The organism is Serratia sp. DFXYC6, from assembly GCF_057196085.1.
Window position 1 is genome coordinate 1 of record NZ_JBXUNV010000006.1, and the last position, 16,308, is coordinate 16,308.

Consider the following 16,308-nt stretch of genomic DNA (forward strand, 5'->3'; position numbering starts at 1 on the left):
CGAGCTTTTTCTTCTGGCGCGTTATCGATCTGGTCGAAAGCACGTGCAGAACCGCCGTAGGTTTTAGCCAGTACGGTGGTGATCGCTGCAGTCAGGGTAGTTTTACCGTGGTCAACGTGGCCGATAGTACCAACGTTAACGTGCGGTTTTGTACGTTCAAATTTTTCTTTAGACACGGCTATATTCCTTACTATAGCGCTCTCCCCTTCTGGAGAGAGCACGGGACTTTGGTTTTAACCCTGCGGCTTATTTGCCACGGGCTTCGATTACGGCCTGAGCGACGTTGCTCGGTGCATCATCATACTTCAGGAATTCCATGGTGTATGATGCGCGACCTTTAGTCAGAGAACGCAGCTGAGTTGCGTAGCCGAACATTTCGGACAACGGTACTTCAGCGTGGATCTTAACGCCAGTCACTTCAGATTCCTGACCACGCAGCATGCCGCGACGACGGCTCAAGTCACCGATAACGTCACCGGTGTTCTCTTCTGGAGTCTCAACTTCAACCTTCATGATAGGCTCAAGCAGAACTGGTTTCGCTTTCTTAAAGCCTTCTTTAAAGGCGATAGACGCGGCCAGTTTAAACGCCAGTTCAGAGGAGTCAACGTCGTGGTAAGAACCGAAGTGCAGACGAATACCCATGTCTACTACCGGGTAACCAGCCAACGGACCAGACTTCAGCTGCTCCTGGATGCCTTTATCAACGGCAGGGATGTATTCGCCAGGAATTACACCACCTTTGATGTCGTTGATGAACTCGTAACCTTTCGGGTTAGAGCCCGGCTCCAGTGGGTACATGTCGATCACAACGTGACCGTACTGACCGCGACCACCAGACTGCTTGGCGTGCTTACCTTCAACATCGGTAATCTTCGCGCGAATCGCTTCGCGGTAAGCTACCTGAGGTTTGCCCACGTTAGCTTCAACGTTGAATTCACGCTTCATGCGGTCAACGATGATGTCGAGGTGCAGTTCACCCATACCGGCGATGATGGTCTGGTTAGACTCTTCGTCAGTCCATACGCGGAATGACGGGTCTTCTTTAGCCAGACGGCCCAGAGCCAGACCCATTTTTTCTTGGTCAGCTTTGGTTTTTGGTTCAACGGCGATAGAGATTACCGGCTCAGGGAATTCCATACGCTCCAGGATGATTGGAGAGTCTGGATCACACAGGGTGTCCCCGGTGGTCACGTCTTTCAGACCGATCGCAGCGGCGATGTCGCCTGCGCGAACTTCTTTGATCTCTTCACGCTTGTTAGCGTGCATCTGAACGATACGGCCGAAACGCTCGCGCGCAGCCTTAACGGAGTTCAGCACGGTGTCGCCGGAGTTAACAACGCCGGAGTACACGCGGAAGAAGGTCAGGTTACCCACGAACGGGTCGGTAGCGATTTTGAACGCCAGCGCAGAGAACGGCTCGTCATCACTTGCGTGACGCTCAGCCGGAGTATCTTTGCCATCGTCCAGGATACCGTTGATCGCAGGAACGTCAGTTGGTGCCGGCAGGTATTCGATTACCGCATCCAGCATCGCCTGTACGCCTTTGTTCTTGAACGCAGAACCACAGGTAACCAGGATGATTTCGTTGTTCAGCACGCGCTGACGCAGAGCGGATTTGATTTCTTCCTCGGTCAGCTCTTCGCCGCCCAGGTATTTTTCCATCAGCTCTTCGGAAGCTTCCGCAGCGGACTCGATCAGGTTCTGGCGCCATTCTTCAGCCAGATCCATCATGTCAGCCGGCACGTCTTCGTATTCGAAGGTTACGCCTGCGTCTTCTTCGTTCCAGTTGATCGCCTTCATCTTCACCAGGTCGATAACGCCGGTGAATTTGTCTTCTGCGCCGATAGCCAGCTGCAGAGGAACAGGGTTGGCGCCCAGACGAGTTTTGATCTGGCCTACAACTTTCAGGAAGTTAGCGCCCATACGGTCCATTTTGTTAACGAACGCGATACGTGGCACTTTGTATTTGTTAGCCTGACGCCATACGGTTTCAGACTGTGGCTGAACACCACCAACAGCACAGTAAACCATTACCGCGCCATCCAGCACACGCATGGAACGTTCTACTTCGATGGTGAAGTCAACGTGCCCTGGGGTGTCGATGATGTTTACGCGATGCGGTTCGAACTGCTTGGCCATACCAGACCAGAAGGCAGTAGTCGCTGCAGAAGTGATGGTAATACCACGCTCCTGCTCCTGTTCCATCCAGTCCATGGTGGCAGCGCCGTCATGAACTTCACCGATTTTGTGGTTTACACCGGTGTAGAACAGAATACGTTCGGTAGTGGTGGTTTTACCGGCGTCGATGTGAGCACTGATACCGATGTTACGGTAGCGTGCAATGGGTGTTGTACGAGCCATTTGATTCCTCTATTCCTAGGGCGTTCAAGTTCAGTTAACCCAAGCGGGCCGATTTGACGCGCCCGCTTGGTTAGCATGACTACAGCCGGATGATTACCAGCGGTAGTGGGCGAACGCCTTGTTGGCTTCGGCCATACGGTGAACGTCTTCACGCTTCTTAACAGCAGAACCTTTGTTCTCTGCTGCGTCAGACAGCTCGTTCGCCAGGCGCAGAGCCATGGATTTATCACCGCGTTTACGTGCAGCATCAACGATCCAACGCATTGCCAGAGCATTACGACGAACCGGGCGGACTTCAACTGGTACCTGATAAGTAGAACCGCCAACGCGACGCGACTTAACTTCTACAGTCGGGCGAACGTTGTCGAGAGCGACTTCGAAAGCTTCCAGGTGATCTTTACCAGAACGCTGAGCCAGGGTCTCCAGCGCGGTATAGACGATTGCTTCTGCAGTAGATTTTTTACCGTCTACCATCAGGATATTTACAAATTTGGCCAGCAGCTCAGATCCGAACTTAGGATCTGGCAGGATTTTACGTTGGCCGATTACGCGACGACGTGGCATGGAAATACTCCGTTGTTAATTCAGGATTGTCCAAAACTCTACGAGTTTATTTTGACATTAAAGTTAAAACGTTTGGCCTTACTTAACGGAGAACCATTAAGCCTTTGGCTTCTTCACGCCGTACTTGGAACGAGCTTGCTTACGGTCTTTAACACCGGAGCAGTCAAGTGCACCACGGACGGTGTGGTAACGCACACCTGGCAAGTCTTTTACACGACCGCCACGGATCAGGATTACGGAGTGTTCCTGCAGGTTGTGGCCTTCGCCACCGATGTAGGAAGTCACTTCGAAACCGTTGGTCAAACGCACACGGCAAACTTTACGCAGTGCGGAGTTTGGTTTTTTCGGGGTAGTGGTATATACGCGGGTGCATACGCCACGTTTCTGCGGGCAGGCTTCCAGCGCTGGAACGTTGCTTTTAGCAGCCTTCACAGAGCGTGGTTTGCGAACCAGCTGGTTAATTGTTGCCATTAAAAAAGCTCCTGGTTTTTGCTTCGTACTAGCTTCGTAAACATGTGATAAATCCCCTCGTATGCACTACTGGCAAAGTACGAGGACGCAGAATTTTATGGCTGACCAGTATGGGTGTCAAGAAATATACAACATCACTCTCATCACCAGGCCATTTGGCTGCGGTGTTGTTCGGTTAATTCAACGAAGTGATTATAGCCGACGACAGTGATTTTGTGCGAAAAATGACCAACCAATCCCCGGGCTTCCAGGTCGTCCTGCAGCGCATAAAGGGATATGGGGGCGGCGAGCAGCAATTCAAGATGAGCGCTGCCGGCAAGGCCTGCCAGCACGCCGTCCTGCAGCAGCAACAGCGCGTCGCCCTGCGCCGTCAGGCGCAGCAGCGCAGGCAGGTCACATTGGTTTGGCGAATGGCTCAGGGTATACAGCATCAGAGGATCCTAAAACGTCATCACGGCGTCGTAGCCGGCCAGTTCGCGGCGCAGTTCGGCCGGCGCCAGCACCTCGGCGTCCAGCACCCAATCGGTCACCTGGCTCAGTCCGCGTTCCTGCAGTGAAGCCTGGCACAGATAGCACCGCTCCACGTCATACAGCGGCAGCACGCCAAAGGTGGCAATGTAATTGCGCGCCAAAATCTTTTCCGGCTGTTGGCCCGGCAACAGCTGCAATACGCCATCGCCGACAAAAAACACCCCCACATCTTCACTGAGCGCCGACGTGGCGAGCAGCGCATCCAGCCCTTCTCTGCCGCTGGCGCCGCCGTGCGGCCCATGGGTGAAAACAAAAGCGACTCGTTTCATCCTATCCTCAGAACTGCACCAGACGGTCGCAACTTAGCGACGCTTCGGCCAGGGAACCCAGCCCGCTCAGGGTAAAACCGGGCTGCAGGTTGGCGCTTGCCAGCCCCTGCTGCGCCGCCTCCTGCTCGTCGGCGACGCCGCGGCGCAACGCGGCGGCCACGCAGACGTTGAGCGCCACGCCGTGTTGCTGAGCCAGCTGCGTCCAACCGCGCACCAGGTCGAACTCATCGCTGGCGGGCGCGGTCAGCTGGTTGGCGTTCAACACCCCTTCACGGTAGAAAAAGACGCTGGAAAGCCGGTGCCCTTTCGCCAGCAGGGCCTGAGCGAACTGATAGGCGCTGCTGGCCTGCTGCGTGCCGTAAGCCGGGCCGGTGACCAACAGACAATAATCGAGCATCAACGGTCGTTTCCCAACAGATCGCCGCTCTTGAACTGGCGAATGTACAAATACACGGTGTGTTTGGAGATATTCAGGCGATCCGCCACCTGATTGATCGCATCCTTGATGTCGAAGATGCCTTTCTCATAGAGGTTTAGCACTACCTGGCGGTTCTTGGCGTTATTGGATACCGAGCGATCGGCATTCACCTCTTCGATGGTGAACTCCAGCGTCTGCGCCACCAGATCGTCGACTGAAGAGGCGAAATTCACCGACGACGGCACGTCCTGCGTGGCCGGCGGCATAAAGGTCTGCATGATCTGCGAGAACGGCACATCGAGGTTCATGTTGATGCACAACAAGCCGATTACCCGCTGTTCACGATTGCGAATGGCGATGGTCACCGACTTCATCAGCACGCCGCTCTTGGCGCGGGTGAAGTAGGCTTTCGACACGCTGCTGTCGTCGCCGGCCATGTCGTGCAGCATGCGCAGCGCCAGGTCGGTGATCGGCGAACCGATTTTACGCCCGGTATGTTCCCCATTGGCGATGCGCACCGCTGAGCTGTTCAGATCTTCCAGCGCGTGCAATACGATCTCACAGTGGCCGCCGATCAACATCGCCAGCCCATCGACCACCGCTTCATAGGATTTCAGGATTTCATGATCCGTTTGAGTAAACGGACGTTCATTCAGCAAATCAAGTTCGCTGGCTTCGCTGGATAAAAGCGAATTCGACATCGAAGATACCACCCTCATAGATCGCCTGTGCCAGGGGGCGCAGCTAAAACCGCTCGGACCGGATCGCTGCCGTCGTCGGCACGCCGCAGCGCGGCTGGCTGAGAGCAGCATAAACGGCACGATGACATCCGCGGGCGAGGCGGCCGGGAACAATTTTAGGTACACGCCCTAAGGGGCAGACGCATGACTGATAAGTCAGAATTATTAGTCTAGCAAAGCGGCCGGAGCAAAGTCCTTGCGTTTGCGCGTGGTATTGACGTTAAGCCCGATGCCCGGCAGGCGTCAAGCGTTCAATGGAGAGAGAAGCGGCGGCGGTCGAAATGAAAACCGCCGCGGATGCCCTCCGCGGCGGTGGCAAACAGAGCGACGAGATTATTTCGCTTTAGCGTCTGCTTTCGCGTCAGCCGATTTTTCGGCTTTAGCGTCGGCTTTCGGCGCCGCTTTCACGTCCAGCAGCTCAACGTCGAACACCAGCGTGGAGTTAGCCGGGATGCCCGGAACGCCGGTTTTGCCGTAGGCCAATGCCGGCGGGATCACCAGCTTGATTTTGCCGCCTTTCTTGATGTGCTTCAGGCCTTCGGTCCAGCCCGGGATCACGCCATCCAGACGGAACGACAGCGGCTCGCCGCGGGTGTAGGAGTTATCGAACTCAGTACCGTCGGTCAGGGTGCCTTTGTAGTTTACGACCACGGTGTCGCTGTCTTTCGGCGCTTCACCCGCGCCCGGTTTCTCTACCTGGTACAGCAGGCCGGATTCGGTTTTCTTCACGCCTTTTTCTTTCGCGAAGCTGTCACGGTACTTGGCGCCTTTGGTTTCGTTGTCCTTGGCGTCCTGTTCCATCTTCGCCTGCGCGGAAGCCTTCACGCGCGCTTCGAAGCCCTGAAGGGTCTTCTCGATGTCGGCGTCGTTCAGCTTGCTCTTGTTGGCGAACGCGTCCTGAACGCCGGCGATCAGCTGATCTTTGTCCAACTTGATGCCCAGCTTCTCTTGCTCTTTCAGAGAGTTGTCCATGTAACGGCCGAGAGAGGCCCCCAGTGCGTAAGCGGCTTGCTCGTCGTCGTTTTTGAACTTGCCGGTGCTCGGTGCTGCCGCCGCATCCGCTGGTTTAGCGGCTTCTGCCGGTTTGGCGGCATCGGCTGCCATGACCTGGGTCGCATTCAGAGCAAAAGCCATGGTGGTTGCCAGAAGCGTGACTTTAAACAAAGATTTCATCCATTTCTCCAGTGTCTGAAGCAATGCCCCAAACAATCATTAGGTAAGATAACCGGGCTACTATAGCTGCCTGAAACAAAACAAAACAGTCGCACAGGTAACCAATCGAGTCAAAGTGTGACTCCCGCTTTGCCAAGAAGTTTCCCCCTGTGTGCTACTCGCATGATAAATCAGATTTTTCTTGCAGAATATTCGGCGAGGTTAGCAAAAAACGGCGTATCGGGCGTGCAACTTTTCAGCACTTTACACTGCCGATCGCAACGTTGCGCGCCGCCTGGAGAAATAGCGCGAGCAAACCCGGCGTCAGCTGTTACCATAGCGCCGAATCAGGATTTTATCGCGTCAGAGGTAGCCTCATGCACAACGCCGACATTCAACGCCTGCTACAGCGGCTTGAAGAACTGGAGAGCCGTCAGGCCTTCCAAGAGCTCACCATCGAAGAGCTCAACCAGACCGTCATCCAGCATCAAATGGAAATGCTGAAGATGCGCGAACACCTGCGCATGTTGACCGACAAGCTGCGCTCGACCCAAACCTCAATGATCGCCTCGCAATCGGAAGAAACCCCTCCGCCGCACTATTGAGGGCCCGCTGTACGGTTATTTCAGGCGTGCCAGCCCTTCGACGGCACGCTCGAGATACCGGCGCGGGCACCCCAGGTTGATGCGGATAAAACCGCTCCCCTCCGGGCCGAAACCGCTGCCCATCGACGGCGCCAGCTTCGCCACCGCCACCAGCGCCTGCTGTAAGTCAGCATCGTTCAAACCCAGTGCACGGCAATCCAGCCAGGCGAGATAAGTCCCTTCAGCCTGGGTCATCGTGCACCAGGGCGCGGCGGCCGCCAGCGCCTGCTCAAACCAGCGCCGATTCTCCGCCAGGTAGTCGAGCAGCTCATCAAGCCAGGCCGCGCCCCGTTGATAGGCCGCGGTCGCCGCCGTCATCGACAGCGCGTTGAACACATCCAGCCCGTGGGCGTTCAGCCGATCGACAAACGCCTGCCGAAGCCGGGCATTGGGGATCAGGAAATTCGAAATGCGCAGCGAGGAAAGGCCGAACGTTTTGCTGGCGGACGTCGCCGCAATGACCCGCTCGCGATATTCCTCGCCCAGATGCAACACCGACGTAAACGTCTCGCCGGGCAGCAGCAGATCGGCCCAAATTTCATCGGAGATCACCGTGACGTCGTGGGCGTGGCAGAGCGCCATGAGCCGCTCCAGTTCATCACGGCGCCAGCAACGACCGGTCGGGTTGTGCGGATTGCACAGCAACAACAGCGGCGGTTTACGCTGCGCCAGACAGGCGGCCAGCTGGTCGAAATCGATCCGGTATCCCTGCGGGGTTTCCAGCAGCGGGTTTTCAATCACCTCTCTGCCGTTCATGGTGACTATCTTGGCGAACGAGCCATAATACGGCCCCTGCACCACCACGCTATCCCCCGGCTTGCTGAGCAGTTGGATCAGCATCGCCAACCCCGGCACTACCCCTTCAATCGACGTGAACCATTCGCGCCGCAGCGGCAAGCCGTGCCGCTTGGCAAACCAGTCGATCGCCGCCTGGTAGTAGGCGTCGTCGCGTTCGCTGTAGCCAAAGACGCCGTGGTCCACCCGCTGATGCAGCGCCTGTTGCACCTCCGGCGGACATGGAAAGTCGAAATCGGACACCCACATCGGCAACAATTCGCTGCCGTCCAGTTGCAGATAGCGGTCGATGAAGTCCCACTTCACGGAGCCGGTATTGTGGCGATCGATGATGGCGTTGAAATGACTCGTCATGTCAGGCTTCCTTACGCTGCAAGTCGTTCTGAGGTTGGAGTTTGGCGATACCGAAGCCGGTGAAGCCATAAATCAGGGCGAACACCACTGCGACATAACATTGGATCGCCCACGGCAGCAGATCGAGCGTGCTCACTCCCAGCGTGGTCGCCATGTAAATACCGGCGGCCGTCCACGGGATCAGCGGCTCGATGACGGTGCCCGCATCTTCGACGGTGCGCGACAGGTTTTTGTTGTCCAGCCCCATGCGTCGATAGGCCCCTTTGAACAGCTCCGCCGGGATCAGCAGCGCCAGCTTGCCGTCGCTGGTCGCGCCGGTCACCAGGATGGTGGTGGCAACGGTAGCGGCGATCAGTTGACCGGTGGTGTGCACCACTTTCAGCAGCCGGCTGATGATCACCGTCAGCGCGCCGGTCAGCGTCAAGGCGCCGGCGAAGGAAAAGGCGCAGAACACCAGCAGGATCGTACTCATCATCGAGAACATGCCGCCGCGGTTCAGCAGGCGCGGCACATCGGCGACGATCCCTTCAACGTTATGGCCCTGGCTGGCGAACATCGACAGATTGAAACCGTCCATCAACGCATTCAGCCCCTGTTGCAGGCTAAAACCCTGCAGCGCGACGCCGATGGCGATCGCCAGCGCGCAGGCGGCCAGCATGACGGGGATCACCGGCCGTTTGGTCACCGCGCCCCACAGCACCAGCACCGGCGGCAGGATCAACAGCAGATTGAAATGGTACAACCCCTCAAGCGCGCTGACGATTTCGGTCACTTTTTCCGGCGTTGCCACACTGCCCACCGCGCCGGTGTGGCCGGCGATCAGGTACACCACGGCGGCCAAGATGAAGCTCGGCAGCGTCGTGTACATCAGATGCTGGATATGGCTGTAGAGATCGGTATCCGCGACGATAGCCGCGAAGTTCGTCGAATCGGACAACGGGGAAATTTTGTCGCCGAAGTAGGCGCCGGACACCACCGCCCCGGCCGCGGCGGCCAGCGGCACGTCCAGACCGGCGGCCACGCCCATCAGCGCCACGCCCACGGTGCCGGCCGCCCCCCACGAGGTACCGGTGCACACCGAGATCACGCTGGTGATGAAGAACGCGGCGATCAGAATGTATTGCGGGCTAATCAGCTTCAGCCCCCAATACACCATGTAAGGGATTGTGCCGCTGATCATCCAGGTGCCGATCAGCCCGCCCACGCAGATCAGGATCATGATCACCGGCATCGCCTTAGCCAGCTTGGCCACGATGACCCCGATGATGTCATCCCAGCGGTAGCCTTGCCACCAGGCCAACGCGGCGGCGATGGCGGCGGACACCAGCAGCAGCGGTTCAATGCGCAGGCCAAACTGGCCATAGCCGATGATGAGCAGCAACAGCATGGCCACAATCGGCAGCGTCGCCAGCCCAAGGTTGAGCGTTTTCTTATTATCCATATACGGCTCCTGTTGAAGAGGGGGTACTGCAACAGCGTAATGGCTTCGGTAATCGGAGGATGTGAGCGCAGGCCACTGGCCATGTAATCGGTTTCATGAGATAGCGTTATGTGAGCCGCCTCTCATTCGCCGCGTTTGCTTTGCTCAGTCCTCTCACCATCGGCGACGGAGTCTCGCAGGATAAGTTCGGCCGAAAAGCGGTTGTTCTGCGGCGCGACGTCGCTGCCGCTGTGGATTTGTAGCGCCAGACGCGCGGCGCGGCGGGCCATTTTCTCGATGGGGTAATGCACGGTGTCAACGCGGGGTGGAGATATTTCGCCAGGGCAATGTCGTCAAAACCGACGATTGACAGCGCTTCAGGCAACTGAACTTGCCGTTGGTGGCAGGTGCGCATCATGCCGGCGGCCATCACGTCGTTGAACGTCACTGCGGCGGTGAAGCGTTGGTCGCTGGCCAGAACGCGCTCGGCCGCCAGTTCGCCCCCTCTTTCATTGAAGGGCACGCTGATGATCCAGCTGCCGGGCACCTCAATGCCGCCGGCGGCCATGGCCTGGCGGTAACCCGCTAACCGCTGCGCGCGGTCGTCGATCGGCAGATCCGTCGTCACGCAGGCGATTCTCCGATGCCCCTGACGAATGAGCAGCTTGGTCGCCGTCTGCGCCGCATTGGCGTTGTCGAGCCAGATGCAACGGTTGGCGATGGCGGGCAGGTAACGGTTGATCAGCACCAGCGCGGGCGTGTGGGCGGCGTAGCGCAGCAGCTCCTCCTCCCTCATGCGCGTGACGTGCGCCACGATGGCTTCGCATCCCTGATTGATGAGAAAGTCGAGGCCGCTTTTTTCCAGTTCGGCCTGATGCCCGCCGCTGCACAACATCAAACGCACGCCGGCCTGTCGCGTGATGTCTTCCACGCCCCGCGCCAGGCGTGAAAAAAACGGATCGTCGAGGTTGCCGGTCAGCAACCCCAGCATATTGCCGCTTCTTTTCGCCAGCGCCAGCGCGGCGGCGTTGCGGTGGTAGTTAAACTCGCGCATCGCCTTCTCGACGCGTTCGCGGGTCACCGGCTCAACGTAGGCGGTATTATTGATCACCCGGCTGACGGTGGCCGTGGAAACGCCGGCTCGGCGCGCAACGTCTTTCATGGTGGCCATGGCATGTCCTGTTGTGCCGTTCGGCGCCCGGTGCGCCGCGCATAAAAAAGGGCAGCCGATGGCCGCCCTCTTGTCTCGTGATCGCGTTCTGCTTAGTGGCAGCCGCAACCGCCGTTACCGCAACCGCCTTTACCGTGGTCGTGACCATGGTCGTGATCGTGGCTGTGGCCGTGACCGCCGCAGCAGCCTTCACCGTGTTCGTGGTGATGGTCGTGCTCGCCGTGTACGTGACCGTGCGCCAGTTCTTCTGCGGTCGCTTCGCGGATCGCGACAACTTCCACGTTGAAGTTCAGGTTTTGGCCGGCCAGCATGTGGTTGCCGTCAACCACCACGTGGTCGCCGTCAACTTCGGTGATTTCAACCGGTACCGGGCCCTGATCGGTGTCAGCCAGGAAACGCATGCCGACCTGCAGTTCGTCAACGCCCATGAAGACGTCTTTCGGTACGCGCTGCACCAGGTTTTCGTCGTAGTTGCCGTACGCGTCGTTCGCGCCGACGTGAACGTCAAAACGATCGCCAACGTCGTGGCCTTCGAGCGCTTTTTCCAGACCTGCGATCAGAGAACCATGCCCGTGCAGATAGTCCAGCGGTGCGCTCACCGGAGACTCATCAACCAAAACACCGTCTTCTGTACGTACTTGGTAAGCCAGGCTGACCACCAAGTCTTTTGCTACTTTCATGATATCTCCTACCGTTGGCTACTAGGACGCGCACCGTTATCGGGATGCGCGCCTTTTCCGGACAGATTGTAACGGAAATCTGCCTCGCTGTACCCTCCGGGATAAAAAAACGCTACTTCGGCTGAAAAATGCCGATCACCTGCTCTTGCGGGCGAACGTGTTTTTCCACCTGTTGCTCGGTCTGGCGCTGGTGATGGCCGCACTTGACGCACTCCACCACTTCCACCTGATCCTCCCGCCACACCGCCAGCGTATCCATGGCGCTACAGCTTGGGCACACCGCCCCGGCGATAAATCTCTTACGTGTTGCAGACATCGTTATGCTCCCGCTTATTCGTATTCATCCCAGCCGTCAAACTGGCGACTTTCTTTTTGCATTTCGCGATGGAACAGCTCTTCCAGCTCGCGCCGCGCCTCTTTCACGCGGGAAATTTGCGCCACGTCGCCCTGATGCGGCGGCATCAGTTCACGCAGCATGCGCATATCCAGGCGGCGGAAATGCTGCTGGGCGCGGAAGGCCTGATGGGGGTGCATGCCCAACTCCATCAACGCCTTGCGCCCCAGTTCCAGCGCGCTGGAGAAGGTTTCGCGGCTGAACTGTTTCACGCCCGCCTGCAGCAACTCATGCGCCTCCACGCGGCCGCGTGCCCGCGCCAGAATACTCAGATTCGGGAAGTGCTGCTGGCACAGCCGCACGATCTCCATGGTGTCTTCCGGCTCATTGCAGGTGATCACGATCGACTTGGCCTTTTCGGCGCCCGCCGCGCGCAACAGCTCCAACTCGGTGGCGTCGCCGTAATAAACCTGATATCCGTAACGCCGCAGCACCCCGACGGCGCTGACGTCGCGTTCCAGTACGGTAATGCGCATTTTGTTGGCCATCAACAGGCGGCCGATCACCTGGCCGAAACGCCCGAAGCCAACGATGATCACCTGAGGATCGTCGTCCTCTACGTACGGCGTCTCCTCGTCTTCGCCTTTGGCGTTATAGCGGCGCGCCAAAATGCGGTCGATGGCCTGCATGAGTAACGGTGTGGTCATCATCGACAGCGTCACTACCACCAACAGCAAAGAGAGTTGATCCGGCTGCAGCACCTTTTGCGCGCCCGCCGCAGAAAACAGCACGAAGGCAAACTCACCGCCCTGGCTGAGCACGCCGGCAAACTGCAGGCGCACCGAACTACGCAGGCCGAACAGGCGCGACACGCCGTAGAGCACGCCAGATTTCACCGCCACCAGCGCCAGTACGCCGATCAACACCTCGGCCAGATGGGTGTAGAGCACGCCGATATTCAACACCATGCCTACCGAGATAAAGAACAGCCCCAGCAGCAGCCCTTTAAACGGCTCGATGGAGATCTCCAGTTCGTGGCGGTATTCGCTCTCCGCCAGCAGCACGCCGGCAATGAAGGTGCCGAGCGCCATCGACAGGCCAAGCGTCTCCATAAACAGCGCCGAGCCGAGCACCAGCAACAGCGCAGCGGCAGTGAAGATCTCGCGCACGCCGGAAGCGGCGATATAGCGGAACAGCGGCCGCAGCAGGAAGCGGCCACCGATCAGCATGCCGCCGAACGCCGCCACCTTGAGCGCGATCTTCGCCCAGTCGTCGCTGGTGCCGCCGGCGCCGGCCAGAATGGGGATCAACGCCAGCGCCGGGATCACCGCCATATCCTGGAACAGCAGCACCGAGAAACCCAACTGCCCGCCTTCGTTGCGATTCATGCCCTTTTCGCGCATCAGCTGCAGCGCCATGGCGGTGGAAGACATCGCCAGGCCGATACCGCCTATCACCGCCGCCTGCCAGGCGAAGTGCGTCAGGTACAGCAACGCGCCCAGCACCGCCGCGGTGATCAACACCTGGCCGGCGCCGGCGCCGAAGATCGAGCGCCGCAGCTCCCACAGCTTGCTGGGGTTCAGCTCCAGGCCGATGATGAACATCAGGAACACCACGCCCAACTCGGAGAAGTGCAGGATCTCGTCAACGTCGCGAATGAAGCCCAATCCCCACGGGCCGATGGCGATACCGGCGATCAGATAGCCCAGCACCGCGCCAATCCCCAGACGACGGGCGATCGGCACCGTCACCACCGCGGCGAACAGGAACAGCAAAATGGCGGTCAGTAAGGTCGATCCTTCCATGATCATCGTCCTCCGTGCGGCAGCGGGTGGCTCAGCCAGTCCCCGTAGGCGTCCGCATGGCTGCGCAGCACCTCCGGCTTTTGCCGCCGCGCCCAATACACCACGAACGGCGTCAACCAATGCATATGGCACATCCCGGCGGTCAGCTCGAACGGCCGCAGGATATCTTCCATCGGATAGTGGTTATAACCGCCGGTACGGTAGGCGCCTTCCGGCTCGCCGGTGGTGATCACCGAGCGCCAGTACTTGCCCGCCAGCGCATTGCCGCCCACGCCGCTGGCGAAGCCGCGCGCCAGCACGCGATCCAGCCACTCCTTCAGCAGCGCCGGGCAGCTGTAGGTATAAAGAGGATGCTGAAACACGATGACCTGGTGCTCACGCAGCAGCTGTTGTTCGTGATGGATATCGATAAAAAAATCAGGATAGTGCGCGTAGAGATCGTGCACGGTGACATGTTCCAACTGCTGCGCCGGTCGAAGCAAAACCCGGTTCGCCACCGAGTCATGAGATTCCGGATGGGCATACAGCAGCAAGACCTTGGGCGGCTGCGACATCATTCCCCTCCAAAGCGTCGTCAGGGTAGCGGTTTTCCGTTACCATGCATCGCAAAGACAAAAACAGCGCGCGGTGCGCGTTCTGTTACCTTAATGATAATTTAACATACTCTGAACATACGGCGCTTTATGATTGTATTCTCCTCGCTACAAATCCGACGCGGCATCCGCGTCCTGCTGGACAACGCCACGGCGACGGTTAATCCAGGTCAGAAGGTCGGCCTGGTGGGCAAAAACGGCTGCGGCAAATCCACGCTGTTGTCGCTGCTGAAGGGCGAGATCGCGGCGGACGGCGGCAGCTTCACCTTCCCCGGCAACTGGGCGCTGGCCTGGGTCAACCAGGAGACGCCGGCGCTGGACGTGCCGGCGATCGAGTATGTTATCGACGGCGACCGCGAGTTTCGCCAGCTTGAAGCCGAGTTGCAGGCGGCCAACGATCGCAACGACGGCCACGCCATCGCCACCCTGCACGGCAAGCTGGACGCCATCGACGCCTGGACCATCCGTTCCCGCGCCGCCAGCCTGCTGCACGGCCTCGGCTTCTCCAACGAACAGCTGCAAAGCCCGGTGCGCGACTTTTCCGGCGGCTGGCGCATGCGCCTCAACCTGGCGCAGGCGCTGGTGTGCCGTTCCGATCTGCTGCTGCTCGACGAACCGACCAACCACCTGGATCTCGATGCGGTGATCTGGCTGGAGCGCTGGCTGAAAAGCTATCCCGGCACGCTGGTGCTGATCTCGCACGACCGCGACTTCCTCGATCCGATCGTCGACAAGATCCTGCATATCGAACAGCAGACGATGAACGAGTACACCGGCAACTACTCGTCGTTCGAACGCCAGCGCGCTACCAAGCTGGCGCAGCAGCAGTCGCTGTATCAGCACCAGCAAGAGAAAGTGGCGCACCTGCAAAGCTATATCGACCGTTTCCGCGCGCAGGCCACCAAGGCCAAACAGGCGCAGAGCCGCATCAAGATGCTGGAGCGCATGGAGCTGATAGCCCCGGCGCACGTCGACAACCCGTTCACCTTCAGCTTCCGCCCGCCGGAAAGCCTGCCGAACCCGCTGCTGCGCATGGAAAAAGTCAGCGCCGGGTATGGCGATAAAGTGATCCTGAAGTCAATCAAGCTGAACCTGGTGCCCGGCTCGCGCATTGGCCTGCTCGGCCGCAACGGCGCCGGGAAATCGACGCTGATCAAACTGCTGGCCGGCACCCTGGAGCCGCTGAGCGGCGAGATCGGCCTGGCGAAAGGCATCAAGCTGGGTTACTTCGCCCAGCATCAGCTGGAATTTTTGCGCGCCGACGAATCGCCGCTGCAGCACCTGAGCCGCATCGCCCCAAGGGTGCTGGAGCAGCAGCTGCGCGACTATCTGGGCGGTTTCGGCTTCCAGGGCGACAAGGTCAGCGAAATGACCGAGCGTTTCTCCGGCGGCGAGAAGGCGCGGCTGGTGCTGGCGCTGATCGTCTGGCAGCGCCCGAACCTGCTGCTGCTCGATGAACCGACCAACCACCTGGATCTCGACATGCGTCAGGCGCTGACCGAGGCGCTGATCGATTTCGAAGGCGCGTTGGTGGTGGTATCGCACGACCGTCACCTGCTGCGCTCCACCACCGACGATCTGTACCTGGTGCACGATGGCCAGGTCGAGCCTTTCGAGGGCGATCTCGACGATTATCAGCAGTGGCTTGTCGACCTGCAGCGCCAGGAAAGCCAGCAGGACGCGCCGGAAAAAGAGAGCGGCGGCAACAGCGCGCAGGCGCGCAAGGATCAAAAACGCCGCGAGGCGGAGTTCCGTACGCAAACCCAACCGCTGCGCAAGCAGATCGCCAAGCTGGAACAGCAGATGGAAAAACTGGGCGCCGAACTGGCGGCGGTGGAGGAACAGCTGGCGGATCCCGCGCTGTACGACATCAGCCGCAAGGCCGAGTTGACCGACTGCCTGCAAAAGCAAAGCCAAGCCAAATCCGCGCTGGAAGAGACGGAAATGACCTGGCTGGATGCGCAGGAACAGCTGGAGCAGTTAACGCAGGCGTTCGAAGCCTAAGC

17 protein-coding genes and 1 pseudogene are annotated in these 16,308 nt (G+C 58.9%); 2 read left to right on the forward strand and 16 right to left on the reverse strand.

What is annotated here, in order from left to right:
• The 9 genes from AC2CGQ_RS22450 to fkpA all read right to left on the reverse strand — a co-directional run.
• A partial coding sequence (locus AC2CGQ_RS22450) for a GTP-binding protein (protein WP_016831079.1) occupies positions 1-176 on the reverse strand: 176 nt, incomplete at its 3' end.
• Between the two features lie 70 nt (positions 177-246).
• A complete protein-coding gene (gene fusA, locus AC2CGQ_RS22455; RefSeq protein WP_484593893.1) occupies positions 247-2,361 on the reverse strand; it encodes an elongation factor G in 2,115 nt (704 codons plus the stop codon).
• A 93-nt stretch (positions 2,362-2,454) separates the two neighbouring features.
• On the reverse strand, positions 2,455-2,925 hold the full coding sequence (rpsG, locus tag AC2CGQ_RS22460) for a 30S ribosomal protein S7 (protein WP_004956203.1): 471 nt from the start codon (positions 2,923-2,925) through the stop codon (positions 2,455-2,457).
• A 96-nt stretch (positions 2,926-3,021) separates the two neighbouring features.
• Complete coding sequence (rpsL, locus tag AC2CGQ_RS22465) at positions 3,022-3,396, reverse strand: 30S ribosomal protein S12 (RefSeq protein WP_004930426.1); 375 nt, start codon at positions 3,394-3,396, stop codon at positions 3,022-3,024.
• A gap of 143 nt (positions 3,397-3,539) precedes the next feature.
• Positions 3,540-3,827 (reverse strand): sulfurtransferase complex subunit TusB, encoded by a 288-nt coding sequence (tusB, locus tag AC2CGQ_RS22470; RefSeq protein ID WP_004930424.1) that lies wholly within the window; start codon positions 3,825-3,827, stop codon positions 3,540-3,542.
• Positions 3,828-3,836: 9 nt separating this feature from the next.
• Positions 3,837-4,196, reverse strand: a complete 360-nt coding sequence (tusC, locus tag AC2CGQ_RS22475; protein WP_166445457.1) for a sulfurtransferase complex subunit TusC — start codon at positions 4,194-4,196, stop codon at positions 3,837-3,839.
• A gap of 7 nt (positions 4,197-4,203) precedes the next feature.
• Positions 4,204-4,593 carry a sulfurtransferase complex subunit TusD gene (tusD, locus tag AC2CGQ_RS22480; protein ID WP_033631942.1) on the reverse strand — a complete coding sequence of 130 codons (390 nt, stop codon included), beginning with the start codon at positions 4,591-4,593 and terminating at the stop codon, positions 4,204-4,206.
• A complete protein-coding gene (locus tag AC2CGQ_RS22485) occupies positions 4,593-5,315 on the reverse strand; it encodes a helix-turn-helix transcriptional regulator (protein WP_033631941.1) in 723 nt (240 codons plus the stop codon). Before AC2CGQ_RS22485 ends, tusD begins: the two co-directional genes overlap by 1 nt.
• Positions 5,316-5,687: 372 nt before the next feature.
• On the reverse strand, positions 5,688-6,527 hold the full coding sequence (gene fkpA / locus AC2CGQ_RS22490; RefSeq protein WP_015379270.1) for an FKBP-type peptidyl-prolyl cis-trans isomerase: 840 nt from the start codon (positions 6,525-6,527) through the stop codon (positions 5,688-5,690).
• Between the two features lie 356 nt (positions 6,528-6,883).
• Here fkpA and AC2CGQ_RS22495 point away from each other — a divergent pair, with 356 nt between their 5' ends.
• On the forward strand, positions 6,884-7,111 hold the full coding sequence (locus tag AC2CGQ_RS22495; RefSeq protein ID WP_004930414.1) for a SlyX family protein: 228 nt from the start codon (positions 6,884-6,886) through the stop codon (positions 7,109-7,111).
• A gap of 15 nt (positions 7,112-7,126) precedes the next feature.
• On the opposite strand, the gene AC2CGQ_RS22500 is transcribed toward AC2CGQ_RS22495, so the two are convergent.
• From AC2CGQ_RS22500 to kefG, 7 genes and pseudogenes are all read right to left on the reverse strand, one after another.
• A complete protein-coding gene (locus tag AC2CGQ_RS22500) occupies positions 7,127-8,299 on the reverse strand; it encodes a MalY/PatB family protein (RefSeq protein WP_484593894.1) in 1,173 nt (390 codons plus the stop codon).
• Position 8,300: 1 nt separating this feature from the next.
• Positions 8,301-9,740 (reverse strand): Na+/H+ antiporter NhaC, encoded by a 1,440-nt coding sequence (gene nhaC, locus AC2CGQ_RS22505; protein WP_484593895.1) that lies wholly within the window; start codon positions 9,738-9,740, stop codon positions 8,301-8,303.
• 122 nt (positions 9,741-9,862) lie between these two features.
• Positions 9,863-10,890: pseudogene (locus AC2CGQ_RS22510) on the reverse strand (LacI family DNA-binding transcriptional regulator).
• A gap of 92 nt (positions 10,891-10,982) precedes the next feature.
• Positions 10,983-11,570 (reverse strand): peptidylprolyl isomerase, encoded by a 588-nt coding sequence (slyD, locus tag AC2CGQ_RS22515; protein WP_004930407.1) that lies wholly within the window; start codon positions 11,568-11,570, stop codon positions 10,983-10,985.
• A 112-nt stretch (positions 11,571-11,682) separates the two neighbouring features.
• The gene (locus AC2CGQ_RS22520) at positions 11,683-11,886 is read right to left on the reverse strand and encodes a YheV family putative zinc ribbon protein (protein ID WP_015379274.1); all 204 of its coding nucleotides are present in this window, start codon (positions 11,884-11,886) and stop codon (positions 11,683-11,685) included.
• Between the two features lie 14 nt (positions 11,887-11,900).
• A complete protein-coding gene (kefB, locus tag AC2CGQ_RS22525) occupies positions 11,901-13,709 on the reverse strand; it encodes a glutathione-regulated potassium-efflux system protein KefB (protein WP_015379275.1) in 1,809 nt (602 codons plus the stop codon).
• Between the two features lie 2 nt (positions 13,710-13,711).
• The gene (kefG, locus tag AC2CGQ_RS22530) at positions 13,712-14,263 is read right to left on the reverse strand and encodes a glutathione-regulated potassium-efflux system ancillary protein KefG (protein ID WP_004930395.1); all 552 of its coding nucleotides are present in this window, start codon (positions 14,261-14,263) and stop codon (positions 13,712-13,714) included.
• Positions 14,264-14,392: 129 nt separating this feature from the next.
• On the opposite strand from kefG, the gene AC2CGQ_RS22535 reads away from it, so the two are divergent.
• Complete coding sequence (locus AC2CGQ_RS22535) at positions 14,393-16,306, forward strand: ABC transporter ATP-binding protein (protein ID WP_015379276.1); 1,914 nt, start codon at positions 14,393-14,395, stop codon at positions 16,304-16,306.
• The last annotated feature ends 2 nt before the right edge of the window (positions 16,307-16,308 follow it).

Coding starts and splice junctions, on each gene's coding strand:
- fusA (WP_484593893.1), bottom strand. CDS start 2,361: ATGGCTCGTACAACACCCATTGCACGCTACCGTAACATCGGTATCAGT.
- rpsG (WP_004956203.1), bottom strand. CDS start 2,925: ATGCCACGTCGTCGCGTAATCGGCCAACGTAAAATCCTGCCAGATCCT.
- rpsL (WP_004930426.1), bottom strand. CDS start 3,396: ATGGCAACAATTAACCAGCTGGTTCGCAAACCACGCTCTGTGAAGGCT.
- tusB (WP_004930424.1), bottom strand. CDS start 3,827: ATGCTGTATACCCTGAGCCATTCGCCAAACCAATGTGACCTGCCTGCG.
- tusC (WP_166445457.1), bottom strand. CDS start 4,196: ATGAAACGAGTCGCTTTTGTTTTCACCCATGGGCCGCACGGCGGCGCC.
- tusD (WP_033631942.1), bottom strand. CDS start 4,593: ATGCTCGATTATTGTCTGTTGGTCACCGGCCCGGCTTACGGCACGCAG.
- AC2CGQ_RS22485 (WP_033631941.1), bottom strand. CDS start 5,315: ATGTCGAATTCGCTTTTATCCAGCGAAGCCAGCGAACTTGATTTGCTG.
- fkpA (WP_015379270.1), bottom strand. CDS start 6,527: ATGAAATCTTTGTTTAAAGTCACGCTTCTGGCAACCACCATGGCTTTT.
- AC2CGQ_RS22495 (WP_004930414.1), top strand. CDS start 6,884: ATGCACAACGCCGACATTCAACGCCTGCTACAGCGGCTTGAAGAACTG.
- AC2CGQ_RS22500 (WP_484593894.1), bottom strand. CDS start 8,299: ATGACGAGTCATTTCAACGCCATCATCGATCGCCACAATACCGGCTCC.
- nhaC (WP_484593895.1), bottom strand. CDS start 9,740: ATGGATAATAAGAAAACGCTCAACCTTGGGCTGGCGACGCTGCCGATT.
- slyD (WP_004930407.1), bottom strand. CDS start 11,570: ATGAAAGTAGCAAAAGACTTGGTGGTCAGCCTGGCTTACCAAGTACGT.
- AC2CGQ_RS22520 (WP_015379274.1), bottom strand. CDS start 11,886: ATGTCTGCAACACGTAAGAGATTTATCGCCGGGGCGGTGTGCCCAAGC.
- kefB (WP_015379275.1), bottom strand. CDS start 13,709: ATGGAAGGATCGACCTTACTGACCGCCATTTTGCTGTTCCTGTTCGCC.
- kefG (WP_004930395.1), bottom strand. CDS start 14,263: ATGTCGCAGCCGCCCAAGGTCTTGCTGCTGTATGCCCATCCGGAATCT.
- AC2CGQ_RS22535 (WP_015379276.1), top strand. CDS start 14,393: ATGATTGTATTCTCCTCGCTACAAATCCGACGCGGCATCCGCGTCCTG.